Source organism: Enterocloster bolteae, from assembly GCF_002234575.2.
In the GTDB taxonomy this organism is placed as follows: domain Bacteria; phylum Bacillota; class Clostridia; order Lachnospirales; family Lachnospiraceae; genus Enterocloster; species Enterocloster bolteae.
Genome location: NZ_CP022464.2, coordinates 1,645,413 through 1,667,927 on the forward strand (window position 1 = coordinate 1,645,413; position 22,515 = coordinate 1,667,927).

Below are 22,515 nucleotides of genomic sequence, written 5' to 3' on the forward strand. Positions count from 1 at the left end.
TTTTTATTAGGCAATTCCATATCTGACCTGAGTCAGATGATGTTTCTTACGACAGCTGTTTTTGGGGAGATAATTCACAGGCTGGTGCAGCCCTCCATTACCTCCTGCTCGCTGAAACCAGTGCAGGGCTGAACCAGTATCCCGCGGCAGTCCTCTGAGCGTATGGCGATGACAGCACCGCGAATCAGGTAGGCGCAGGGGTCTCCCAGAGGGCTTTGCCCAAGGCACTCCACCTCCGTATTTTCAACCAGGCCGATATCCAGAAGACGCCTGCGTATGCTGCCTGTGGAAGTAAGCTCTTTTACACGTGCCCGGTTTCCGGGTTTTATATCATTCAAACATAGAAATTCTTTCATAATTACAATACCTCGCAATAGATTTAGGATAGGGAAACTTTTTCTTACTCATATAGTATTACAGGAGGGACACTTTGGTTACTGATAAAGATGGATTCTATACCATGAAAGGATATGAACGCTCTGCTTCCGATGAGATGACTTCATCCATGGAGGATTATCTGGAGATGGTGTGCAGAATGGAGGAAGAGGGGGAACCCATCCGTGTCAGTTCCCTGGCTGCCAGCCTTCACGTACGGCCCTCATCCGCCTCAAAAATGTTGGATAATCTGAGAAAAGCCGGATATATTGATTTCAAGAAATACGGCTCCATCATGGTCACGGATAAGGGATATGAGGAGGGCAGGTATCTGCTGCACAGACACCGGGTGCTCCAGGATTTTTTCTGTACCCTCAACCATACGGAGGATGAACTGGAGCTGGTGGAAAAGATTGAACATTTTATCAATCACAGGACCGTGGAAAATATGGAGCAGGCTCTTTCTTTCCTCCGGCATAAGAATGATATGACTGGAAAAATGGGATAAAGTATTGTATAATGTGTAATATGCAAAATGATAAAGGAGAGACATTATGAACGATGATAACTATGTAGAGTGGCTTGTGAAGAGAAAAGATCCGGCATATGCCGTTCCTGTAAAAATACTCATGATTGTGGTCTGTATATTTTCCGTCCTTTCAGCGCTGCAGACTGTGTTTGGAGTAATTGTTATGACCATAGCAGGTGTGGCTACCTATTTTGTGTTCCTGAACCTGAGTGTGGAGTTTGAATATCTGTTTGCAGAGGGCGGTCTGTCGGTGGACCGTATCCTGGGAAAGGCAAAGAGAAAGAAGATATTTGACTGTGAGAAGGATGACATCCAGATTGTGGCGCCGGCAGATTCCTTTGTGCTTAAGGATTATGAGAAGCAGGGCATGAAGATAAAGGATTTTTCGTCCGGCAGGAAGGATGCCAAGGTGTACGCCCTTATATACCAGAAGGGTCCGGACCATTTTAAGGTACTGATTGAACCAAATGAGAGAATGATAGGAGCCATGCGCAGAACCTTTCCGCGAAAGCTTGTGATGTAGGGCAATGGGCATATAGGGCAGGTCGGTAGAGAACAGGCCGCCGGGGACAGCGGAATAACAGCTGTCCCGGCGGCCTGTCTTTTTATTTTGCTCTATTTCAGGTTTTCACCGCTTAACATGAATTCTATCAGCCGGTCCATGTCCTCTTTTTCATGAACCACTAATTCCAATTCTCTAATATATCCGTTGGAACACATATTGGCAATGGAAAGATACTGGGATAGCTTTGACTTTAGGTTAATCCTGTCGCCCTCCGGGGATACCAGTTCGATTTTTCCTTTACACTGGTCCACTGCTTCAAAAAAAGCTTTTACATCTGAGATGTTTTCCAGTTTCATACAAAACCCCTCCGCTTCTGTTGGTGTGCACTGCATTGTGTGAATTATGGTGGTATCAGGCACTCTAATCACTGTTATGGATACAATACAGCGCTGGTTTATAGATTATAACCAGTATATCAATGGGGGATGAAGATAACAATCCGCAATTTGACTAAAGATGAACGAGATAAACAGGGAGAGAATGTATATTAGCAACAAAAATAAATTAAAAATTAAAAATTTAATATTGCATTATTTCATTCTATCCTTTATAATGATAGTACGAGCAAAGGAGTTGTTGAGATGAGGGTAAAAAAGAATTTAGATAAGATTATCTACGATCAGATTATTGATAGTTTTATCCTCGGTGAATATAAGATGGATGACGCTATCTCACTTGACGTTTTATGCGAAAAGTATGAAGTCAGCAGAACACCGGTGGTTCAGGCGGTGAAGCTTTTAGTCAATGACGGAGTACTGGAAAAGCTCAGCAACGGGCGTGTGGTGGTTCCCACCTTTGACCAGAACCAGATTAAGAATATCTGTGATGTAAGGCTTATGATTGAAAAGCATGCCATAGAGCATTATCTTTCAGCGGCAGCAGATGTGTCCTCATTGCTTGACCAGCTAGAGATATGTGCTAAAAAGTGTGAGGAGTATCTGGATAAGGGGGATTTCCTGGAGCTGTCCAAGACAGACCTGAGGTTTCACCGTGTGCTGGTATCCGGGGCCAGGAATGAATATCTGTCAGAGCTGTATAAGAGGATACAGGGCCAGTTCCTGGTGGCCAATTACCTTGTGCTGCCATTGAGAAACAGGAATTTCCGTTCCACAGTGGATGACCATTATAAACTGCTGGAGTACTTAAGGAATAAGGATATGGAGCAGTCTGAAAAGATGATTGCCGGCCATATAAACAACATATTCTACATCATCACCAATCAGAAGTAACAGATGCGGAAGCAGTAAATGCAGTCATCAAAGACGCAGCAGACCAAGAAGCAGCAGACCAAGACGCAGCAGACCAAGAAGCAGCAGACCAAGACGCGGCAGTCTAAGACGCAGCAGACCAAGACACGCAGCGCTCCAGGACGAAGCAGCTTAAAAAACAGTAATCTATATGCAGTAATCTAATATATAAGAAGTTTGGCATTAAGCTAAGAATCAGGCAATCCATGTTTCCATGAATTCAGGTCAGGAGTTCATGGGTTGTCCGGCACTTAGTTTAGTAACGTGTACTCTCAAATAAAAAATTTTAATTTTTAATTTATTATTTTGCCATAACAAATTAAAAATTGCGTTAAAGGAGAGGACAGAGATGTTTGAAGGTAAACATATTCAGGTAGGGGCCGGACGTTATATCCAGTGCCATGGCGCACTGAAGCGTGCGGGAGAGGAGATGGTATTTTTCGGAAAGAAGGCTTACCTGCTGTACGGGGACGATGTGGTGAAGGGAAAGTCCAGCCAGGTCCTGGAGGAAAGTCTCAGGAAATCCGGGATTACATTTCAGTCGGAGATATTTGAGGGACCTTCCACGGAAAAGAACTTTGGAGAGGTAGCTGCCAGGGTCAGGGAATCGGGAGCTGAAATCGTGGCAGGAATCGGGGGCGGCCGTATCATAGACATTGCCAAGGCAGCCGGGGATATGGCAGATGCCAGTATCTTTACCATACCCACATCCGCAGCCACATGCGCGGCCTACGCTGTTCTGTATGTGGTATACGGCGAGGACGGCAATGTAGACCACAGCGGTTTCCTGAATCATGAAATCAGCGGGGTCATTGTGGACATGGATTTGGTTGTCAATGATTGTCCAAGGCGCTATTTTGTGTCGGGCATCGTGGATGCCATGGCAAAAAAACCGGAATTTAGCTTTACCATGGCCCATCTGAAGGATGAAGGTATGATTGCCACCTCGGAGATAGCCACAAAGATTGCGGATTTTACCTACAGTAAGTACATGAGGGACACCAGACAGGCCCTTAAGGATTTCGATGACGGGAAGGACAGCATGCTCATAGATGATATGGTGAACATGAATATCATGCTGACCGGCATGGTGTCAGACCTGTCCACAGGAGGCAAGCAGCTGGCCGTTGCCCATAATTTTTATGATGCAGTCTGCTGTATGTACAAGGACGTGAGAAGAAAATATCTTCACGGGGAAATTGTTGCCATGGCCCTGCCTCTTCAGCTGGCTGTCAACGGAAGTCCTGAGGCGGAAATAGAAGAACTGAAGGCTTTTCTCAGGGAGGTGGGCATACCTGTCAGCATAAGGGAGGCCGGGGTGCCCCAAGATGGGCTGGAGGAGCTGATTACGTATGTTCACCGGGTTACGATTCCGGATGACATGGAACTTCTGGAACAAATCCGGGATGGTTTTAAGTATATCATGTAACTAAAAACATAAAAATTCAAAAGTAAAGGAGAAGGTATTATGTTGAAAAAATGGGCAGCAGTTACGTTGAGTGTAAGCCTGGCATTGTCACTGGCAGCATGCGGAGGACAGCAGGGGGCATCTTCCGGCAGCGCAGGTTCCCAGGCAGGGGATACCCAGGCATCCTCCGGCGGTGAGGTTTCCGCGGATGAGGGCGATGTCATCAAGATTGGCCTTATTTCTATGATGACAGGAGACAATCCGCTGAACGGGGAGCGTATGAACCAGGGGGTACAGATGGCTGTGGACGAGTACAACGCAGCAGGCGGTATCAACGGAAAGCAGATAGAACTGACTATTGTGGACGACCAGACCCTCCAGGACATGGCTGTTACCTGTGCCAATAAGCTGATCGGCGAAGGCGTGGTGGGTATCGTGGGACCCCACAGAAGCACCAATGCCCTGGCAGTGGAGGCAGTGGTAAAGCAGGCGGGCGTAGCTGCCTTCACAGGCGGCACCACACCGCAGATCAGTACTCTGGACAATGATTATCTGTTCCGCTGCAGGGCTTCTGACAGTATTTTCGCAGAGGCGGCGGCAGCCTACGCAAAAGAGCTTGGCTGCAAGAAACTGGGACTGTTCTTTAACAATGACGATTTTGGAACAGGAGCAGAGGGCGTTATCAAGCAATACTGTGCGGACAATGGCATGGAGTATGTGGAAGAAGGACATAACACGGGAGACAAGGACTTTACTCCTCAGGTTATGAAGATGAAGGACGCGGGCGTGGATACGGTCATCATATGGACCCACGACGCGGAGCTGGCAATCCATGCCCGCCAGATATACGAGCTGGGACTGGATGTGCAGGTAGTGTCTTCTCCGGGCGTTACCATGCAGCAGGTAATTGATATGTGTAAGGCGGAATACATAGAAGGCTGGTATGGAGTGACGGATTATGTATCCACCAGCGACGACCCCACCCTTGTTGCATTTAAAGAGAACTTTGAGAAAAAGTATGAGATCGAACCGGAATTATACGCAGCATCCTATTACGGCGGCGCAGTGGCCCTTTTAGAAGGAATCAAAGCAGCAGGAACCACGGACCGCAAGGCTGTTATGGAAGCTGTCAAGGGACTGAAAGACTTAAAGGTACCCGTAGGAGTCATTACCTGTGACGAGAATAATGATTTAGTCCACAATATCAATGTGGCCCGGATTGAAAACAAGATTCCAAAGTTTATTAAAGCTGTTTCTGTGGAATAGTTTCTGGCTTATGGAGGACAGGGGACGGACCCGGCCTGAATCTGAATCCGGCCCCTGTCATGACGAAAAGGAGGTAAATGATGGGCACTATACTTCAGCTATTGATAAGCGGTATTGCCATGGGATTCATCTATGCCCTGGTTGCCATCGAGTATACCCTGATATGGAATTCCACAGGACTGCTTAACTTCAGCCATGACAAAATCATCACCGTGGGGGCGTATATATTTGCAGCTACCTTCATCATTAAATTCAATATGAACAAGCCCTTAGCCATTGTGCTTACTTTCATGCTCATGGGAATTCTGGGGTCTGTAATCGCTTCCGGAATCTTCAATCCGCTGCGGCATATGCGTTCCAATATCTTTGCTGTCATGGGAACCATGATGTTAGGCAGGATTCTGGCAGAGGCCATCCGGCTTATATACGGACCGGTTCCCTTCACCATTGAGAACTGGCTCAGCGGTACCATTAAGATCGGTACACTCATGGTCACAAAGGCCAATGTCATCATATGTGTGGTGGCAATCCTGGTAGTGGCGGCCCTTCAGTTGTTTATGAATTTTACAAAAATAGGAAAGGCCATGCGCTGTGTGGCCCAGAATAAGAAGGCCGCGGCCCTTATGGGCATCAATGTGGCCCAGAACATCTGCGTGACAACGGCAGTCAGCTCCATTATATGCAGCGTCATCGGAATGCTGATCATACCGCTGTTCAATATTTCCACCACCATGGCAGCCAGCATAGGCCTCAAAGGTTTTTCAGCCGGAGTCATCGGAGGATTCGGATACCTGCCTGGAGCCATCCTGGGCGGTCTGTTCATCGGAGTGGTGGAAAACCTGGCGGTGGTGGTTCTTCCGGCTGTCTATAAAGATATTGTGTCATTTGTCCTGTTAATCATATTCCTGCTGGTACATCCCAGCGGATTCTTAGGCAAGAAGGCGTGAAAGGAGTAAGGGAAGATGAAGAAAAAGCTGAAACTTAAATCACTGCATTTCGCCGTGGGAGCCCTTGTGATTGGCGCTTTTCTGCCGATATTCATTAAAAATGATTACTACATGATGGTCCTTAACCGCGTGCTCATCAATATTATCGTGGTATTAGGCCTGAATTTCATCACTGGTCTGACCGGCCAGATGAATCTGGGCACAGCGGGAATCTTTGCGCTGGGCGCTTATTCCTCTGCCCTGTTTACCAGATACACGAATCTGACGCCCTGGCTGGGGCTGATTGCGGCAGTTATCATGGGAATCCTTATCGGCAGGGGACTGGGATATCCCAGCCTGAGAGTCAGGGGGGTATATCTGTCCCTGACCACCATTGGATTCGGGGAGGTGGTGCGCCTGCTGATTTCCAATACGCCGAAATTCACGGGAGGCACCCAGGGCATCCGCAATATACGGCCCTATAACATCGGAAGCTACCAGATACAGAGCCAGAAGGAAATGTATTACCTGTTTCTGGTATTTACCGCCATTGCTTTTTTTATTGCCTGGCGCATTGCCTATTCCAAGTGGGGGAGGATTTTCAAATCCCTGCGGGATAACGTGGAGGCAGTGGAGATGAGCGGTGTGGACATCGCTTCCTGCAAGATCAAGGCATTTACCGTGGCATCTATATTCGGTACCGTGGCAGGAGCCATGTATGCCCACTATATGGGCTATATAAACCCATCCACCTTTAACCTGGATTTGTCCACCAACTATGTGGTTATGCTGATGGTGGGAGGACTGGGGTCCGTGGTGGGAACTATATTTGGATCAGCCATTGTCACCATCCTTCCGGAAATGCTGCGTTTCCTGGGCAATTACTATCAAATCGTGTTCTGTTCTATCATCCTGCTGGGGGCCATATTCTTCCCGGACGGCTGGGTGAGTGCGGCAACAGGCCTGTTCATGAAGATGTATCAGAGAATCAGCGGAAAGAGCTATGCAGAAGGCGGTGAATAAGAGAATGGAAAGTCTGTTGAAAGTGACGGGAATCACAAAAAAATTCCAGGGCCTTGTGGCGGTTGACAATGTCAGCATCGACATGAAGGAGCACACCATACACGCCCTCATCGGACCAAACGGAGCAGGCAAGACCACCACCGTAAACCTGATTACAGGAGTGCTGCCTCTGACGTCAGGCAAGGTGGAATTTGGGGGAAAGGACATTACCGGCATGACCACCCATGATATTGCCAGGCAGGGAATCGGAAGGACCTTTCAGAACATAAAAGTATTTCCAACCATGACTCTGCTTGAGAATGTGATGGTGGGGGGTCACCAGCAGGCCCCCATGGGAATGATGCGGGGGATTTTTGACATCAGAGGATCACGGGCAGAGGAAAAGAGGCTTAAGGAGAAGGCTGAAGAGGTCCTTAAACGCATCGGCATGTATGAGCTGCGGGGCTCTCTGATGAAGAACCTGCCCTATGGACGCCAGAAGATATCGGAGATTGGACGGGCCATGATGAATGATCCCAAACTGATTCTTCTGGATGAGCCTGCGGCCGGCCTTAACCCGTCGGAGCGGGCCGAGCTGGTGGATGTTATCTATAAGGCCTATGAGGACGGATACTCGTTTTTCATGATTGAGCACAACATGGATGTGGTCATGAAAATCAGCGACTACATAACTGTGCTGAGTTTCGGGCGCATGATAGCAGAAGGCACGCCAAAGGAAGTACAGAGCAATGAAGAGGTTATCCGCGCATACCTGGGAAGCCGGTATGTGGAGCAGGATTCCAGATAATCGGAGGGATTCTTATGTTAAAAGTCAATGGGATTGACGCTTATTACGGCGATGTCTGTGCATTGCATGATATTTCCCTTGAAATAGGCGATGACGAAATTATATCCATCATCGGTTCAAACGGCGCTGGAAAGACCACGCTTATGAACTGTATCGTGGGCTGGGTGAAGGTAAAAAAGGGCAATGTGGAGTTTAACGGACAGGATATAACCAATCTGCCCACACACAGCATAACCAGGACCGGAGTGGTGCAGATTCCGGAGGGAAGGGAAATATTCTCCAACATGACAGTCCTGGAGAACCTTGAGATGGGGAGCTACAGCATAAAGCGGTCCAAGAAGGAAATGAATGCCAAAATTGAGGAGATGTATGACTTGTTTCCGCGCCTGAAGGAGAGAATGGGCCAGAAGGCGGGATCCTTAAGCGGCGGTGAGCAGCAGATGTTAGCTATAGCCAGAGGGCTGATGGGAGATCCCAAGCTCCTGATGTGCGATGAACCATCCCTGGGCCTGGCTCCCGTGATTGTGGACGATATGTTTGATATATTTTTGAGAATCAACAAGGAAAAGCATCTGCCGATCCTGATTGTGGAGCAGAACGCCTTCATGGCCCTGGAAGTATCCAGCCGCTGTTACGTGCTGGAAAATGGGCGTATGGTAATTACTGCCTCCAGTGAGGAGCTGGCTAAAAGTGATACCATCAAAAAATCCTATCTGGGCGGATAAAGGGCGTTTCTGCCTTTATCCTGCCGTTGTGGAAGGTGAACAAGAAAATAAAAAATATTTAATTTTTTTGTTGACATTACACGAAAGATGTGTTAGTTTTAAATCAGGCAAAATAATAATTTAAAATATTTAATTTTTTATTTTTAATTTAAAATTACATATTCACACCAACAAAATTTTTATTCCAAGTGTAACTTGGGGGAAAGGGAGAAAGCTATGAAAGTGAAAGACACAATCAAGAAACCTTACGGTATCTGCCCGGCATCCATGACCATCTGGAATGCAGACCAGACTTACAACAAGAAGGGTATGGAGAAGTACCTGACCTGGCTGCTGGATAATGGCGCACAGTCTATTTCCATCTGCGGAAGCACTGGCGAGAACATTGCCATGAACATGGAAGAGCAGAGGGAAATCATTGAACATGTATCTGGTTTCTTAGGCGGTCAGGTTCCTCTGGTATGCGGTACAGGCAGATACGATACCCTGAATACCATCAAGATGAGCAAGTTCGCACAGGACCACGGTGCTGACTGTGTCATGGTGATCCTTCCATTCTACCTGAATCCTCATAAGAAGGCAGTTATGCAGCATTTCAGGGATTTAAGGGAAGCGCTGGATATCGAAATCATGGTTTACAACAATCCCTGGTTTGCCGGCTATGAGCTGAGCGTACAGGAGGTCAAGGAGCTGGTGGATGACGGTACCATACAGTGCATCAAGGCAGCCCACGGCGACCCCAACAGGGTCCACGAACTGAAGTACCACTGCAAGGATGACCTGACTGTATTCTACGGACATGACTATGCTGCCATGGAAGGCCTCCTGGCCGGAGCGGACGGCTGGCTGTCAGGTTTCCCGGCCGTACTTCCAAAGCAGTGCCGCAGACTTCAGGATGCCTGCTTCGCAAAAGATGTGGATGCAGCCATTGCAGCCCAGAACAATATCCAGCCATATATTGATTATTTCTTCTATGATAAGGTCAACGGGGTTCCCCACTGGCAGGAAATCTGTAAGTACACCTTACAGGCACAGGGCCTGGATGTAGGTCTGCCCCGCAAGCCGTTGGGCGAGCTGGATGACGCCAATAAGAAAAAGATCGAGAAATTACTTGCAGACATGGAGTAATTGACGAAAATGTAATAGGTACGGTCATTTATGATATCGGTGCATGTATTGGAAACAGGTGATACATGCACCGATTTTTTAAGGAGAGGGATTTATGAAATGTATTGTGTGCGTGAAGCAGGTGCCGGATACCGCCAATGTGGAGGTGGACCCGGTAACCGGAGTGCTGAAGCGGGACGGGACCCAGTCCAAGCTGAATCCGTATGATCTCTATGCCATGGAGTCCGCCCTTGGGTTGAAAGAGCAGCTGGGGGGTACCGTGGATGTCATCACCATGGGGCCGGGACAGGCCAGGGAGGCGTTAAAGGAGTGTATGTGCATGGGGGCTGACCGTGCGGGACTGATCAGCGACAGGAAATTTGCAGGTGCAGACGTGGTGGCTACCAGCTATACCTTATCCCAGGGCATACGCAGGATGGGGGAGTATGATCTCATTCTCTGCGGCAAACAGACCACGGACGGGGACACGGCACAGGTAGGGCCGGAGGTGGCCCAGTGGTTGGGAATACCCCATGCCTCCAATGTTCTGGAAATCAGGGAGACAGGGGAGGGACGGATACGGGTGCGTATGAATATGGACGGATATGAACAGATACAGGCCATGGATTTGCCATGCCTGATTACCATGGACAAGGATGTGAATACGCCGAGGCTCCCTTCCTATAAACGGGAAAAGGAACTGCGGGAGGGATATTTGAGGGAGTTTTCCCTTACGGACCTGGAGGACCAGGATGAGAGCCACTATGGTTTGTCCGGATCGCCCACCCAGGTGGAGCGTATATTCCCGCCGGAGAAGAGTGAATGCAGGGAAATGTTCGACGGAAGCCCTGATGTGCTTGCTGATAAGATGTATCATGTGCTGAGAGAAACAAAGTTTATATAGTTGTATGGACAGAAAGGAGAGAGGATTATGGCTGAACTGAGGATTCACCAGGAACAGCTGGATGAAGACAGCATCCGCCAGCTCATTGACATATGTCCCTTTGGTGCCATCAGCTGCAGGGATGGAAAGGTGGAAATTGACTCCGGCTGCAGAATGTGCAGGCTGTGTGTGAAGAAAGGTCCTGGCGGGGCCGTGGAATATATGGAAACACAGGAACCGGGGATTAATAAGGATGAATGGCGCGCAGTGGCTGTGTACGTGGAATACAATGGAAAGGCCGTACATCCCGTGACATTTGAGCTGATCGGCAAGGCCAGGGAACTGGCAGCCGTCACAGGCCATCCTGTGTATGCGCTGTTTATGGGGTATCGGGTGGGAGAAAAGGCAGAGGAACTGCTGGCATACGGGGTGGACCAGGTCTTTGTGTATGACAGGAAGGAGCTGGAACATTTCTCCGTCCTCACATACGCCAATGTATTTGCGGATTTCATAACCAGAATCAGGCCGTCGTCCATCCTGGTGGGGGCCACCAACGCAGGGCGCTCCCTGGCTCCCAGGGTAGCGGCGCGGTTTAGGACAGGGCTGACAGCAGACTGTACGGTCCTGGAAATGAAGGAGAATACGGATCTGGTGCAGATCCGTCCTGCCTTTGGGGGAAATATTATGGCTCAGATTGTGACGCCGAAGAACCGGCCGCAGTTCTGCACGGTCCGGTATAAGATATTTTCCGCGCCTCCGGTGACAAAGGATCCCTCAGGCACCATCCGTACCATGGAGGTGACGGACGGCATGATTGACCGGAGAATCAGGGTAGAGGAAATCATACATAAGCCAAAGGAGATTGACATATCGGAGGCAGAGGTGATTGTGGCTGTTGGAAGGGGTGTAAAAAGTCAGGCGGATTTGGAGTTAATAAGGGAACTGGCCGCTGCGCTGGACGCACAGCTGGCGTGCACCAGGCCTTTGATTGAGTGCGGCTGGTTTGACGCCAGGCGCCAGATTGGACTCAGCGGCAGAACGGTGAAGCCAAAGCTCATCATTACCATAGGTATCTCCGGTTCCGTACAGTTTGCGGCGGGCATGAGGGGTGCTGAGTGCATCATTGCCATTAACACGGACAGGAAGGCTCCGGTTTTTGACATTGCCAACATCGGCCTGGTGGGGGACTGGTATGAGATACTTCCACGGCTGCTTAAGACGGTTAAGGAGGGTACGTGATGGGGTACAGGAAACTGGATGAGAGGGATATCGCTTATTTGAAAAAGGTGACAGAGGACGGACGGGTCCTGACCGGATCCGATATAAGCCAGGATTACAGCCACGATGAGCTGGGGGGAGTGGAGCGCGCTCCCGAAGCCCTTGTAAGGGTATTGTCCACCGGAGAGGTTTCGGACATCATGGCCTATGCCAGTCGGGAGGGAATTCCCGTGGTTACCAGAGGCTCCGGCACAGGGCTGGTGGGGGCGGCTGTCGCTATCCACGGAGGCATTATGCTGGAGACCACACAGATGAACCATATTCTGGAGCTGGACCGCAGGAACCTTACTGTGACAGTGGAACCGGGGGTGCTTTTAATGGATCTGGCGCAGTACGTGGAGGAAAACGGGCTTTTTTATCCTCCGGATCCAGGTGAGAAATCAGCGACCATAGGCGGAAATATCAGCACCAATGCAGGCGGAATGCGGGCCGTAAAATATGGCGTCACAAGGGATTACGTGAGGGCGCTGACAGTGGTGCTGCCCACAGGCGAGGTGGTAGAATTTGGCGGTAAGACGGTTAAGAACAGTTCCGGATACAGTCTGTTAAATCTGATGATTGGATCTGAGGGAACACTTGGGGTCATCACCCGGGCCGTGCTTAAATTGGTTCCCCTTCCGGGTAAGACAGTGAGCCTTCTGGTTCCATTTGCAGATATGGAGCAGGCCATAGAGATGGTGCCAGTGATTGTGGAGGCGCAGATACAGGCCACGGCCATTGAGTTTATGGAGCGGGAGACCATCCTGTTTGCGGAGGAATATCTGGGCAAACGGTTCCCGGATACCAGGAATGACGCCTATATCCTGCTCACATTTGACGGAAGAAATGCAGAGCAGGTGCGGGCGGAGTACCAGGAGGTGGCGGACCTGTGCCTGGAACACGGGGCTTTGGACGTGTTCATCGTGGATACACAGGAGAGGAAACAGAGCGTGTGGAACGCCAGAGGGGCATTTTTAGAAGCAATCAAGGCGTCCACCACCCAGATGGATGAGTGTGATGTGGTGGTGCCCAGGGACCGGGTGGCGGATTTTATCAAATACACCCATGAGGTGGCCGGGATACTGAATCTGCGGATTCCCAGCTTTGGCCACGCAGGCGACGGAAACCTTCATGTGTATCTTTGCCGGGATGACCTGGCAGAGGATGAGTGGAAAGAAAAACTGAGTCTGGGCTTTGAGATGATGTACGCAAGGGCGCGGGAATATGGAGGGGCAGTATCAGGGGAACACGGCATAGGGTATGCCAAGAAGGAATATCTGAAAGAACAGCTGGGGGACACGCAGATTGGCCTGATGAGGCGGATTAAAAAGGCCTTTGATCCCAATCTGATCCTGAACCCGGATAAGGTTGTCTGATATGGAGCTGGCAGTACTAACCTGCTGGCAGACAGCCGCAGGGGGATATTAGAATGGCTGATGGAACCCTATTAGTAAAATCAATGAATATTTCTCTCTGTTTTGGTTTGACAAGCCAGATAAAATTTGCTAGTATAAGATACTAATAAGAAACGGACAGTTCACGGACTATCAATATTCTGACAAAACATATCAAATCATACACGCAGAAAGAGAGGAAATTTATAATGGGTACAATTATCGGCGAAGGCATAACCTTTGATGATGTACTTCTGGTACCGGCATTTTCAGAAGTGATTCCCAACCAGGTAGACCTGACCACACATTTGACAAAGAAGATTAAACTGAACATCCCGCTTATGAGCGCCGGCATGGATACGGTAACAGAGCACCGCATGGCCATCGCCATGGCCAGGCAGGGAGGTATCGGTATCATTCATAAGAATATGTCCATTGAAGCCCAGGCCGAGGAAGTGGACCGGGTTAAGCGTTCTGAAAACGGTGTTATCACAGACCCATTTTTCCTTTCACCGGAGCACACTCTTAAGGATGCCAACGATCTGATGGCAAAATTCCGCATATCCGGCGTTCCCATCACAGAGGGCAGGAAGCTGGTGGGCATTATTACCAACCGTGATTTAAAGTTTGAGGAGGATTTTGACCGTCCCATCAAGGAGTGCATGACCACAAAGAACCTGGTTACAGCCAGGGAGGGCGTAACCTTAAAGGAAGCAAAGGCCATTTTAGCAAAGGCAAGAGTGGAGAAGCTGCCGATTGTGGACGATGATTTCAATTTGAAAGGCCTTATCACCATCAAGGACATTGAGAAGCAGATTAAGTATCCGTTGTCCGCAAAGGACGCACAGGGACGTCTGCTGTGCGGCGCTGCCGTTGGCATCACTGCCAATGTGCTGGAACGTGTAGGAGCATTGGTGGACGCAAAGGTGGACGTGGTGGTTCTGGACTCCGCCCATGGCCATTCAGCCAATGTAATCCGCTGCGTGAAGATGATTAAGGAAGCATATCCGGACCTTCAGGTGGTGGCTGGAAATGTTGCCACGGCAGAGGCCACCAGAGCGCTGATTGAGGCTGGGGCCGATTCCGTCAAGGTAGGCATAGGACCTGGTTCCATCTGTACCACCCGCGTGGTGGCAGGCATTGGCGTGCCCCAGGTTACGGCGGTGATGAACTGCTACAGCGTTGCCAAGGAGTACGGCGTACCCATTATCGCGGATGGAGGAATCAAGTATTCCGGCGATGTGACAAAGGCCATTGCGGCAGGCGGCAGCGTGTGTATGATGGGAAGCATCTTCGCGGGATGTGACGAAAGCCCGGGCACCTTTGAGCTGTACCAGGGACGTAAGTATAAGGTATACCGCGGCATGGGATCCATTGCTGCCATGGAAAACGGAAGCAAGGACCGCTATTTCCAGACAGATGCAAAGAAGCTGGTGCCCGAAGGCGTGGAAGGTCGCGTGGCTTATAAGGGAATGGTGGAGGATACTGTGTTCCAGCTCTTGGGCGGCCTGCGCTCCGGTATGGGATACTGCGGCGCCCAGGACATCACAACTCTTCAGGAGACAGCCCAGTTTGTAAAGATTTCCGCTGCGTCCTTAAAGGAGAGCCATCCTCATGATATCCATATTACCAAGGAGGCTCCCAACTATTCAATTGAAGAATAGGGATGCGGGCATAATGATTGAAGCATAAGAAGAATTGGTTTATAATGATACCCGTCGGAGCTGCTCCGACGGGTATTTCAGATCGCCCGCCATGGGCGGGTTTTAACGGGAGGACAGGCATATGGAACAAAAAAGCAGGCTGACAACGCTGTGCTATATAGAAAAAGCGGGGGCATATCTGATGCTCCACAGAATCAGCAAAAAGAATGACGTGAATAAGGATAAGTGGATTGGAGTGGGCGGGCATTTTGAAGGGGACGAGAGCCCGGAGGACTGCCTGCTCAGGGAAGTGAGAGAGGAAACAGGACTTACTCTCACATCCTGGCGGTTCAGGGGGCTGGTCACATTCATCGCGGAGGGCTGGGATACAGAGTACATGTGTCTGTATACTGCGGACAAATATGAGGGGGAAATGATTCCCTGCAACGAGGGTACGCTGGAGTGGGTAAAGAAGGAGGACGTGCTGTCCCTGAATCTGTGGGAAGGGGATAAAATCTTTTTTAAGCTGTTAAATGAGGATGCCCCCTTCTTTTCACTGAAACTGGCTTACCAGGGAGACCGGCTGAGTGAGGCTGTTCTGAACGGAAAACAGTTGGAATTGTTCGATGTACTGGATGCGGACGGAAAGAAGACTGGAGTGGTCCGGGAGCGGAGCCTGGTCCACATGGACGGGGTTCCCCACAGGACTGCCCATATATGGGTTGTGAGGAAAAATAAGGATAAAACATACGATCTTCTGCTGCAGAAGCGGAGCAGGGGAAAGGATTCCTATCCTGGCTGTTATGACATTTCCTCGGCAGGCCATGTGCAGGCCGGTGATGAATTCCTGCCGTCCGCCATCCGTGAACTGAAGGAGGAGCTGGGAATTGAGGCCGGGGAGGAGGACCTGGAATTTGCCGGGTATCACAAGGGATATATGGAAGAAGTGTTTTACGGGAGGATGTTCAGGGACAGTGAAGTCAGTGCTGTGTATGTGTACAGCAAACCAGTGGATGCAGACCGTCTTACCCTTCAGAAAGAAGAGGTGGAGAGCGTCATGTGGATGGGGCTTGGCCAGTGTGTGGAGGCGGTGAGAAACAACGGGATTCCAAATTGTATATATCTGGATGAGCTGGAGATGATTGAGGGGTATTTGTGCCGGAGCCAGGAGAAATAGCAGATAACTGGATACAGGGAGTGTGGATGGACATCGGGCATACAGCCCAGGGGGCTTTTATTTTCACCTAAACCATCGTATAATGAAAAAAACGACAAAGGAGGTAAGTGCATATGCGGTGTCCAAAATGTTCAGGCCAGATGGAGATAAACCGAATCAGAACACACCTTGTATGGGTGGATGAACTGGACCGTATTCCCGATTCTAAAAACCAGCTGGGGCCAACAATCGCTTATGTATGCACGGAATGCGGATACATAGAATTTTATAGAGATCTGACATCCGTGAATTAAGGTGTTCCTGCACCATGTTCCGGAACGGATATGAAACACATTCCGGCAGGAAGGCAGGATAAGGCATAGTAAAACAATGGAATGAAGGCATGGGGAACCACTGTATAATGGAATGCGGGGGGATGGAAAGAAAAAATCTGCCTGTGCAATTAAAGAAAAAATATATATATCGTAAATTTATCGTCAGAAATAGATGTTTTTTGTAACCATGAAGTATGGTATAATATCTCTAGTTTTGTTCAGAATGACCTGCTGTATGGGAGAGATATTATGAGACTTAAGAAATGGAAATCATTTTTATGTATATGCACCAGCTGTACCCTGTTGATGAGTATGGCAGCTTCAGCTAATCCGGCTGCCATCACGCCTTTGGAAGAAAGCCAGGTATCTTCCTTCCAGTCCGGGAACCAGACCTCTGACCAGGGGATGGTATCGTCCCAGGGACCGGGTTCGGAATCCGGAAGTGACGGAGCGGTCATTTCATCTGACGGGCCATCCTCATCAGGAAGTCCGTCCCCGTCAGGAAGCCCGTCCTCGTCAGGAAGCCCGTCCACCTCAGGGAGCCCGTCCCCGTCAGGAAGCCCGTCCACCTCAGGGAGTCCTTCCACGTCAGGAACCCCCTCCCCGTCAGAAAGCCCCTCTTTATTGGGAAGTCCGTCGCAGAATCCGTCAGCCAGCCAGGCTGCCGGGACCTTTGACCAGACGGCCGCAGCTTCCGTGCAGAAGCCGGAGATAGCTTCGGAGGGAGCCGTGCTCATGGATGCTGCCACGGGAACCGTCCTGTTTTCCAAGAACGGGGACAAACAGTTCTATCCGGCAAGTATCACCAAGCTGATGACAGCCCTGCTGGTGGCGGAGAACTGCAGTCTGGATGACAAGGTCACATTTTCAGCAACAGCTACCACGAACCTGGAAGCGGGCGCTGTATCCATCAATATGACGGCAGGGGATGTGATGACTGTGCGCCAGTGTCTTTATGCCCTGCTTCTCAAATCAGCCAATGAAGTGGGAAATGCCCTTGCGGAACATGTGGCTGGCAGCAATGCCAAATTTGCGGAGATGATGAACGCCAAGGCAGCGGCCCTGGGGTGTACCAATACACATTTTACAAATCCTCACGGCCTCAATGACTCCAATCATTACACCACACCCCATGATATGGCTCTGATTGCAAGGGCGGCGTTTCAGAATGATGTGGTGAAGACGGTGGCGTCCACGCGCACGTATACGCTGCCTGCTACCATAAAGAATTCTTCCGGGCTTACCGTGACCATTGGACACAAGATGCTGAACCCCAACGATGCCAGGTATTATCCGGGCGTTATCGGAGGAAAGACCGGTTATACGTCCAAAGCGGGAAATACCCTGGTGACAGCAGTGGAGAAGGACGGAGTCAGATTGATTGCCGTTATTATGAAAAGCAAATCGACTCATTATACGGATACGAAGGCATTGTTCGATTACGGATATGAACTGGTGAAGGCAGGTGCTTTAAGCGGCAGCGCAGGCAGTACAGGCAGTTCAGATAACGCAGGCACGACAGGCAGTTCTTCCGGCACGGGAAATGCCGGTCCGGGAACATCCTCAGCCAAGGGCTGGGTACAGGACAGCAATGGATGGTACTATGTGAAGGATAACGGGGCCAAGGCTGCCAATGAGTGGGTTACGGCAGACGGTGTTTCCTACTGGATTGATTCCAATACATATATGGCCAAGGGATGGCGCCAGGTAAACGGCAAATGGTATTTCCTGCGCTCCAACGGAGCCATGGCCAGGAACCAGTGGGAAAAGGTGGAAGAAAACGGCCAGTGGTTCTATCTGGGCGCGGACGGCGCCATGCTGACCAACACAACCACGCCGGATGGCTCGCGGGTGGATGAGAGCGGGGCGTGGGTGCAGTAATATCAGTATAGAAAGGATGCTGCGTGTATTGTATTATAAAGCGAATCTCCTAAAAGCTGCGGCTTTTGGGAGATTCTTTTTGCTTTTTGGAGAGCCTGGTTTTGGAATAGATACCCCGGGCTAACGGCTGGTGCTTACGTTTTTGCCGGCCAATTGAAAAAAGCTGTTGCATTTGACAGAAACGCACCCTGATATTACAATCAAAGAAACATATGCTTATCGCCTTTGGAGCAAAAGAATCGGGCTGATAATCATGGCTTCAGAAAAGGGGATAGAGGGAGGTTTACCATGTATGAAAGAATGCTTGACAAGCAGAATAAACCGGCATTTGATGATATGGCCGCGTACTGCGGCAAAGGTATGGAGTTGTTTATCCGAATCAATGAGTGGTTGTCAGATACATGCAGCACTGTGCAGGAGATTACTTTTCCCTATGGGAATAAATATGGCTGGGCTGTTGCCCATAGAAAGAAGAAAAAGCTGATTTGCAATGTGTTTGCGGAGAATGGCGCCTTTACCGTTATGATTCGGTTGTCAAACGCACAATTTCATTTGGTATATGACCAGGTTGAGAAAGAAACTCAGGAATGTATCGACAACAAATACCCTTGTGGTGATGGCGGATGGATCCACTACCGCGTTGCCGGTGAAGCTCATTTCTGTGATATACAAAAATTGCTGGAAATGAAATGTTTATCATGAACCATGAGAGCTTCCAGCTGCTAAAGTTAATCTTAATATTCGTAAGATGTAAGAAATAAGAAATAAATACAGGCAGCAGCCCTGTTATGATAAAAACAGATAAATATATGTGGATTTTATTGGAGAGAGGAGGACTCGCCATGAAGAGAAGCACAATATCTATTCTTATGACAGCAGGTCTGCTGGCTGTTTTGCTGTCCGGCTGCCGGTTGGGAGGAGGAACGGAGGGAGAGGCAGCGGGCTCTGGAACGAGAGAGAATGTTTCCAAGCCAGTGGCCGGTACGGCCCAGGAACCGGTGCCGGAATCAAAGGTGAATCAGGAAACGGAGGAGGACGCGCAAGGGAAGCAGGAAACGCAAGGGCAGCAGGAACCGGGAGTGAACCAGGTGCCCAAATCCCAGGGGCAGGTCTCTGGTCTGCCGTATCAGTTTGCCTCAAAATATGGAATCATTCAATCGGAATATCCGGTATACGAATTGGATGCTGTAGTTGAATCCAAGCTGCCCCAAAAGGAAAAGACCATATCCCTGACATCTGCCCTCCACCAGAAGCAGGAGCTGCTTGTGAGTATGGTTTTGGATGACTATGGGGAAGTACAGAAAATCCCGGCAGGCGGAGAACCTCCCGCAGACAGCCGGTATTTTACGCTAAGTGACGGGACCATGATTGTTTCGGAGAAATATCAGGACGAACTTTGGAAATCAGGCGAAGGCCTGTTCCTCACAGGTCCCGGCATTCCGGAAGGCGGAATTAAGCCTGTGGAATCGGTGTATGCTGACTATTCGGCTTATTTTGAGGAATATGGGAACATCCGTTATATCATAGAGGCAAGATTTGAGCTCCCATCAGCTCCTGTCTCCGAAGAGCTTTTGTCAGGCTATGCGATCTGGCTTTTTGATTTTGAAAAGCCGGTGGAATTTGCCCTGAAAAGTGTGCCTGAATATGGGACGCTGGAGGAACTGGCAAAAGAGGAGAATGGAAGCATAGATACCCATGACGGTATATCCATTATAAGTATGGGGGAAAAGGTAAAGGAGGGAATCCTGATATCCTGGTATGTGTACAGTGATGAGGGAAGGCCGTCCATAATTATTGGTTACAAAACGCCGTCCCTGGATACGGACACACCGCCCCTGGATATGCCAACCATATCCGGCAGCGGCAGACAGTATGAAATAAAGGAGTTGTCTGCCAATCCTTATTGGGACAATATGGGACATTACCGGCTGTCGGATATAAAGCAATACGGACGGCGCCTCAGATGCCTGTTCGATGTTCCCCAGGAGGAACAGAATGGGTCTTTCCGGATTCATATTCCGGGAATCACGTTTTTGAACAGTGAGGAATCTGAGCCAGTCACCCTGCCTGTCCCGGAGGACTATAAAGAATTAGAGGAAACCATTCCGTGGAAAGACGGTTCTGTGCGTATTCTTGGTATTACCAGGATGAAGCCCCAGACAATAGAATCAGAGGACGGACAGGGAAATGCCAAAGTGACAGAGAGACCCGCTGTGTACATCGACGTGGAGGCAGTGCATGAAGAGAGGGAGCTGGCGTTAAAGGGACTGCTCTGCCAGAGAAAGTTAAGATGGGGAAGATGGGAACGTGAACGGTATGATTTTGATGAGAAGGGCGTTCTGAGCGGTTTCCGGATTTTTTATGAGGAAGGCGATACGGAAGTAACACTGAAATTCCAGGGAGCTGCGTTTTACTGGATCCAGCCGTATGTGATGGAGATAGGGGCAGACAAAATAGCATAAGGCAGGTTTATACCTGCCCCCACACAGGCCCCAGCAAGTCAGACTCAGTCTGACTTGTTTTTCTTCTCCTGCCGTTGTAGAATAACCTCAGAAGAAAAATCATCCGGGAAAAATCCCCCGCAGAAAAGTGAGAAACGATTCATGAAATCCATACGAAAAGAAATGACAAGGAACCATGTGATTCTGCTGCTGGTGGCCTTTATCTTCATAGCATCCAACGCCCTTGTGAATGTGGGATCCTCCCGCCGCTACAACGGGCTTTTACAGGATTACCAGCAGGTAAACGGGCTGCTGGCTATCAATAACAGGAGACAGACCTACTTTAAGCTGTACAGCAAGAGCCACGACGAGGGGATGCTTAAGCAGTACTACGACGAGTGCGAGCTGTTTGACAGCCAGCTGCGGGGACTGGATGAAAAGATGCGAAATGACCGGAAGTGCAAGATGATGTACCGGATTGTGGGGCAGGTGGCTGAGCACAGGCGGGAGATGGCAGAGTCCTACATCCGGCCTGACGGGGACTACTATCCCAGCCTGATGGCTGATTTGGACGAGGTGGATTTGGAGATTGAGCGGTGCCTGAACCAGTTGATGAGCCAGTACCTGGAGTACCTGAACACTGCCTTTGCCAGCCACAGCAGAACCCTGGGACTTACAAACAGCATCCTGATCGTGTTTTTCATGGCAGCCAGTCTCTTTGGCATGGTGCTGAACCATCAGATGAGCACCAGTATCCTGAATTCCATCAAACGGCTGACGGACGCTGCCAGGGAAATTATGAACAATAACCTGGAGGCAGCGGATATCGAGGAGACGCCTTATGCGGAGCTGAACCAGGTATCCGCCACATTTGACCAGATGAAGCGGCAAATCAGAACCATGATCACGGAATTGCATGAGACACACCAGATGAAGGAACGGCTGGCTGAGGCGAAGATCCGGGAGCTGCAGATGCAGATGAATCCCCATTTCCTGTTTAACACCCTGAGCCTGGTAATCCGCAGTATCCAGCTGGGAGAGCGGGATACCTCCATTCAGCTGGTCAAGGCCATCTCCAAAATACTGCGGAGCAGCATTGAAATCAACACGGTATCCATTCCGCTGGATGCTGAGATTGAGCTGCTTCAGTCATATCTGTATATACAGAAGCTGCATTTAAAGGGAAGGGTGACCTTCTGTCTGGATGTACGCAAGTCATTTATGGACGAGGATGTGATGATTCCTCCGCTGACAATCCAGCCTCTGGTGGAGAACAGTATCCAGCACGGGCTGAAGGACCGGGTGAACGGGGGGAAGGTGGATATACTGATTACCGAGAAGCCGGATTATATTGAGGCTGTGGTGGCGGACAACGGTGTGGGTTTTCCGGAGGATCCGAGCCAGCCGGCCCGCAGGGATACGCCCATCCCCAAAACTTCCATCGGCCTGAAAAATGTGGAGGAACGGTTAAGGCTGTTTTACCGGAAAGAGGATGTGCTGCATATCCAGAGGACGGAGGGAATTACGAAGATTACGCTGAAGCTTTATAAATCAGACAGGCATTAGG

Annotated in this window: 23 protein-coding genes; 21 read left to right on the forward strand and 2 right to left on the reverse strand. The window is 49.7% G+C overall.

Features of this window, described 5'->3' with window-relative positions:
* Positions 1-74: 74 nt before the first annotated feature.
* The gene (locus CGC65_RS07885) at positions 75-356 is read right to left on the reverse strand and encodes a FeoA family protein (protein ID WP_002569949.1); all 282 of its coding nucleotides are present in this window, start codon (positions 354-356) and stop codon (positions 75-77) included.
* A 74-nt stretch (positions 357-430) separates the two neighbouring features.
* Between CGC65_RS07885 and CGC65_RS07890 the strand changes: the two genes are divergently transcribed.
* Together CGC65_RS07890 and CGC65_RS07895 are read left to right on the forward strand one after the other, a co-directional pair.
* Positions 431-883 (forward strand): metal-dependent transcriptional regulator, encoded by a 453-nt coding sequence (locus CGC65_RS07890; RefSeq protein ID WP_002569948.1) that lies wholly within the window; start codon positions 431-433, stop codon positions 881-883.
* A 46-nt stretch (positions 884-929) separates the two neighbouring features.
* Positions 930-1,427: a DUF6106 family protein gene (locus CGC65_RS07895; RefSeq protein ID WP_002569947.1), complete on the forward strand. Its 498-nt coding sequence runs from the start codon at positions 930-932 to the stop codon at positions 1,425-1,427.
* A 92-nt stretch (positions 1,428-1,519) separates the two neighbouring features.
* On the opposite strand, the gene CGC65_RS07900 is transcribed toward CGC65_RS07895, so the two are convergent.
* Positions 1,520-1,765: a hypothetical protein gene (locus CGC65_RS07900; RefSeq protein WP_002569946.1), complete on the reverse strand. Its 246-nt coding sequence runs from the start codon at positions 1,763-1,765 to the stop codon at positions 1,520-1,522.
* Positions 1,766-2,050: 285 nt separating this feature from the next.
* Between CGC65_RS07900 and CGC65_RS07905 the strand changes: the two genes are divergently transcribed.
* The 19 genes from CGC65_RS07905 (at position 2,051) to CGC65_RS07990 (ending at position 22,514) form a co-directional block, all read left to right on the forward strand.
* Positions 2,051-2,698 carry a GntR family transcriptional regulator gene (locus CGC65_RS07905; protein WP_002569945.1) on the forward strand — a complete coding sequence of 216 codons (648 nt, stop codon included), beginning with the start codon at positions 2,051-2,053 and terminating at the stop codon, positions 2,696-2,698.
* A gap of 18 nt (positions 2,699-2,716) precedes the next feature.
* Complete coding sequence (locus CGC65_RS31245) at positions 2,717-2,881, forward strand: hypothetical protein (RefSeq protein ID WP_002569944.1); 165 nt, start codon at positions 2,717-2,719, stop codon at positions 2,879-2,881.
* A gap of 184 nt (positions 2,882-3,065) precedes the next feature.
* Positions 3,066-4,145 (forward strand): iron-containing alcohol dehydrogenase family protein, encoded by a 1,080-nt coding sequence (locus CGC65_RS07910; protein WP_002578382.1) that lies wholly within the window; start codon positions 3,066-3,068, stop codon positions 4,143-4,145.
* Between the two features lie 39 nt (positions 4,146-4,184).
* Positions 4,185-5,390, forward strand: coding sequence for an ABC transporter substrate-binding protein (locus CGC65_RS07915; protein ID WP_002569942.1), 1,206 nt, complete (start codon positions 4,185-4,187; stop codon positions 5,388-5,390).
* Between the two features lie 77 nt (positions 5,391-5,467).
* Positions 5,468-6,337, forward strand: coding sequence for a branched-chain amino acid ABC transporter permease (locus CGC65_RS07920; protein ID WP_007038383.1), 870 nt, complete (start codon positions 5,468-5,470; stop codon positions 6,335-6,337).
* Between the two features lie 15 nt (positions 6,338-6,352).
* On the forward strand, positions 6,353-7,339 hold the full coding sequence (locus CGC65_RS07925; protein ID WP_002569940.1) for a branched-chain amino acid ABC transporter permease: 987 nt from the start codon (positions 6,353-6,355) through the stop codon (positions 7,337-7,339).
* A 4-nt stretch (positions 7,340-7,343) separates the two neighbouring features.
* The gene (locus CGC65_RS07930) at positions 7,344-8,126 is read left to right on the forward strand and encodes an ABC transporter ATP-binding protein (RefSeq protein WP_330361558.1); all 783 of its coding nucleotides are present in this window, start codon (positions 7,344-7,346) and stop codon (positions 8,124-8,126) included.
* Between the two features lie 14 nt (positions 8,127-8,140).
* Entirely contained in the window at positions 8,141-8,851 is a 711-nt protein-coding gene (locus tag CGC65_RS07935; protein WP_002569938.1) for an ABC transporter ATP-binding protein, read from the forward strand.
* A 216-nt stretch (positions 8,852-9,067) separates the two neighbouring features.
* On the forward strand, positions 9,068-9,979 hold the full coding sequence (locus CGC65_RS07940) for a dihydrodipicolinate synthase family protein (RefSeq protein ID WP_002569937.1): 912 nt from the start codon (positions 9,068-9,070) through the stop codon (positions 9,977-9,979).
* A 94-nt stretch (positions 9,980-10,073) separates the two neighbouring features.
* Positions 10,074-10,862, forward strand: coding sequence for an electron transfer flavoprotein subunit beta/FixA family protein (locus CGC65_RS07945; RefSeq protein ID WP_002569936.1), 789 nt, complete (start codon positions 10,074-10,076; stop codon positions 10,860-10,862).
* 27 nt (positions 10,863-10,889) lie between these two features.
* Positions 10,890-12,080, forward strand: a complete 1,191-nt coding sequence (locus CGC65_RS07950; RefSeq protein ID WP_002569935.1) for an electron transfer flavoprotein subunit alpha — start codon at positions 10,890-10,892, stop codon at positions 12,078-12,080.
* Positions 12,080-13,474 (forward strand): FAD-binding oxidoreductase, encoded by a 1,395-nt coding sequence (locus CGC65_RS07955; RefSeq protein WP_002569934.1) that lies wholly within the window; start codon positions 12,080-12,082, stop codon positions 13,472-13,474. Before CGC65_RS07950 ends, CGC65_RS07955 begins: the two co-directional genes overlap by 1 nt.
* Positions 13,475-13,701: 227 nt before the next feature.
* Positions 13,702-15,156, forward strand: a complete 1,455-nt coding sequence (guaB, locus tag CGC65_RS07960; RefSeq protein WP_002569933.1) for an IMP dehydrogenase — start codon at positions 13,702-13,704, stop codon at positions 15,154-15,156.
* 121 nt (positions 15,157-15,277) lie between these two features.
* Positions 15,278-16,312 (forward strand): NUDIX domain-containing protein, encoded by a 1,035-nt coding sequence (locus CGC65_RS07965; protein WP_002569932.1) that lies wholly within the window; start codon positions 15,278-15,280, stop codon positions 16,310-16,312.
* A gap of 113 nt (positions 16,313-16,425) precedes the next feature.
* A complete protein-coding gene (locus CGC65_RS07970; RefSeq protein WP_002569931.1) occupies positions 16,426-16,605 on the forward strand; it encodes a hypothetical protein in 180 nt (59 codons plus the stop codon).
* 270 nt (positions 16,606-16,875) lie between these two features.
* On the forward strand, positions 16,876-18,507 hold the full coding sequence (locus CGC65_RS07975) for a serine hydrolase (RefSeq protein ID WP_002569930.1): 1,632 nt from the start codon (positions 16,876-16,878) through the stop codon (positions 18,505-18,507).
* 288 nt (positions 18,508-18,795) lie between these two features.
* On the forward strand, positions 18,796-19,209 hold the full coding sequence (locus tag CGC65_RS07980) for a DUF3788 domain-containing protein (RefSeq protein ID WP_002569929.1): 414 nt from the start codon (positions 18,796-18,798) through the stop codon (positions 19,207-19,209).
* 140 nt (positions 19,210-19,349) lie between these two features.
* The gene (locus CGC65_RS07985) at positions 19,350-20,969 is read left to right on the forward strand and encodes a hypothetical protein (protein WP_002569928.1); all 1,620 of its coding nucleotides are present in this window, start codon (positions 19,350-19,352) and stop codon (positions 20,967-20,969) included.
* 141 nt (positions 20,970-21,110) lie between these two features.
* On the forward strand, positions 21,111-22,514 hold the full coding sequence (locus CGC65_RS07990) for a sensor histidine kinase (protein WP_007038374.1): 1,404 nt from the start codon (positions 21,111-21,113) through the stop codon (positions 22,512-22,514).
* Position 22,515: the final 1 nt, after the last annotated feature.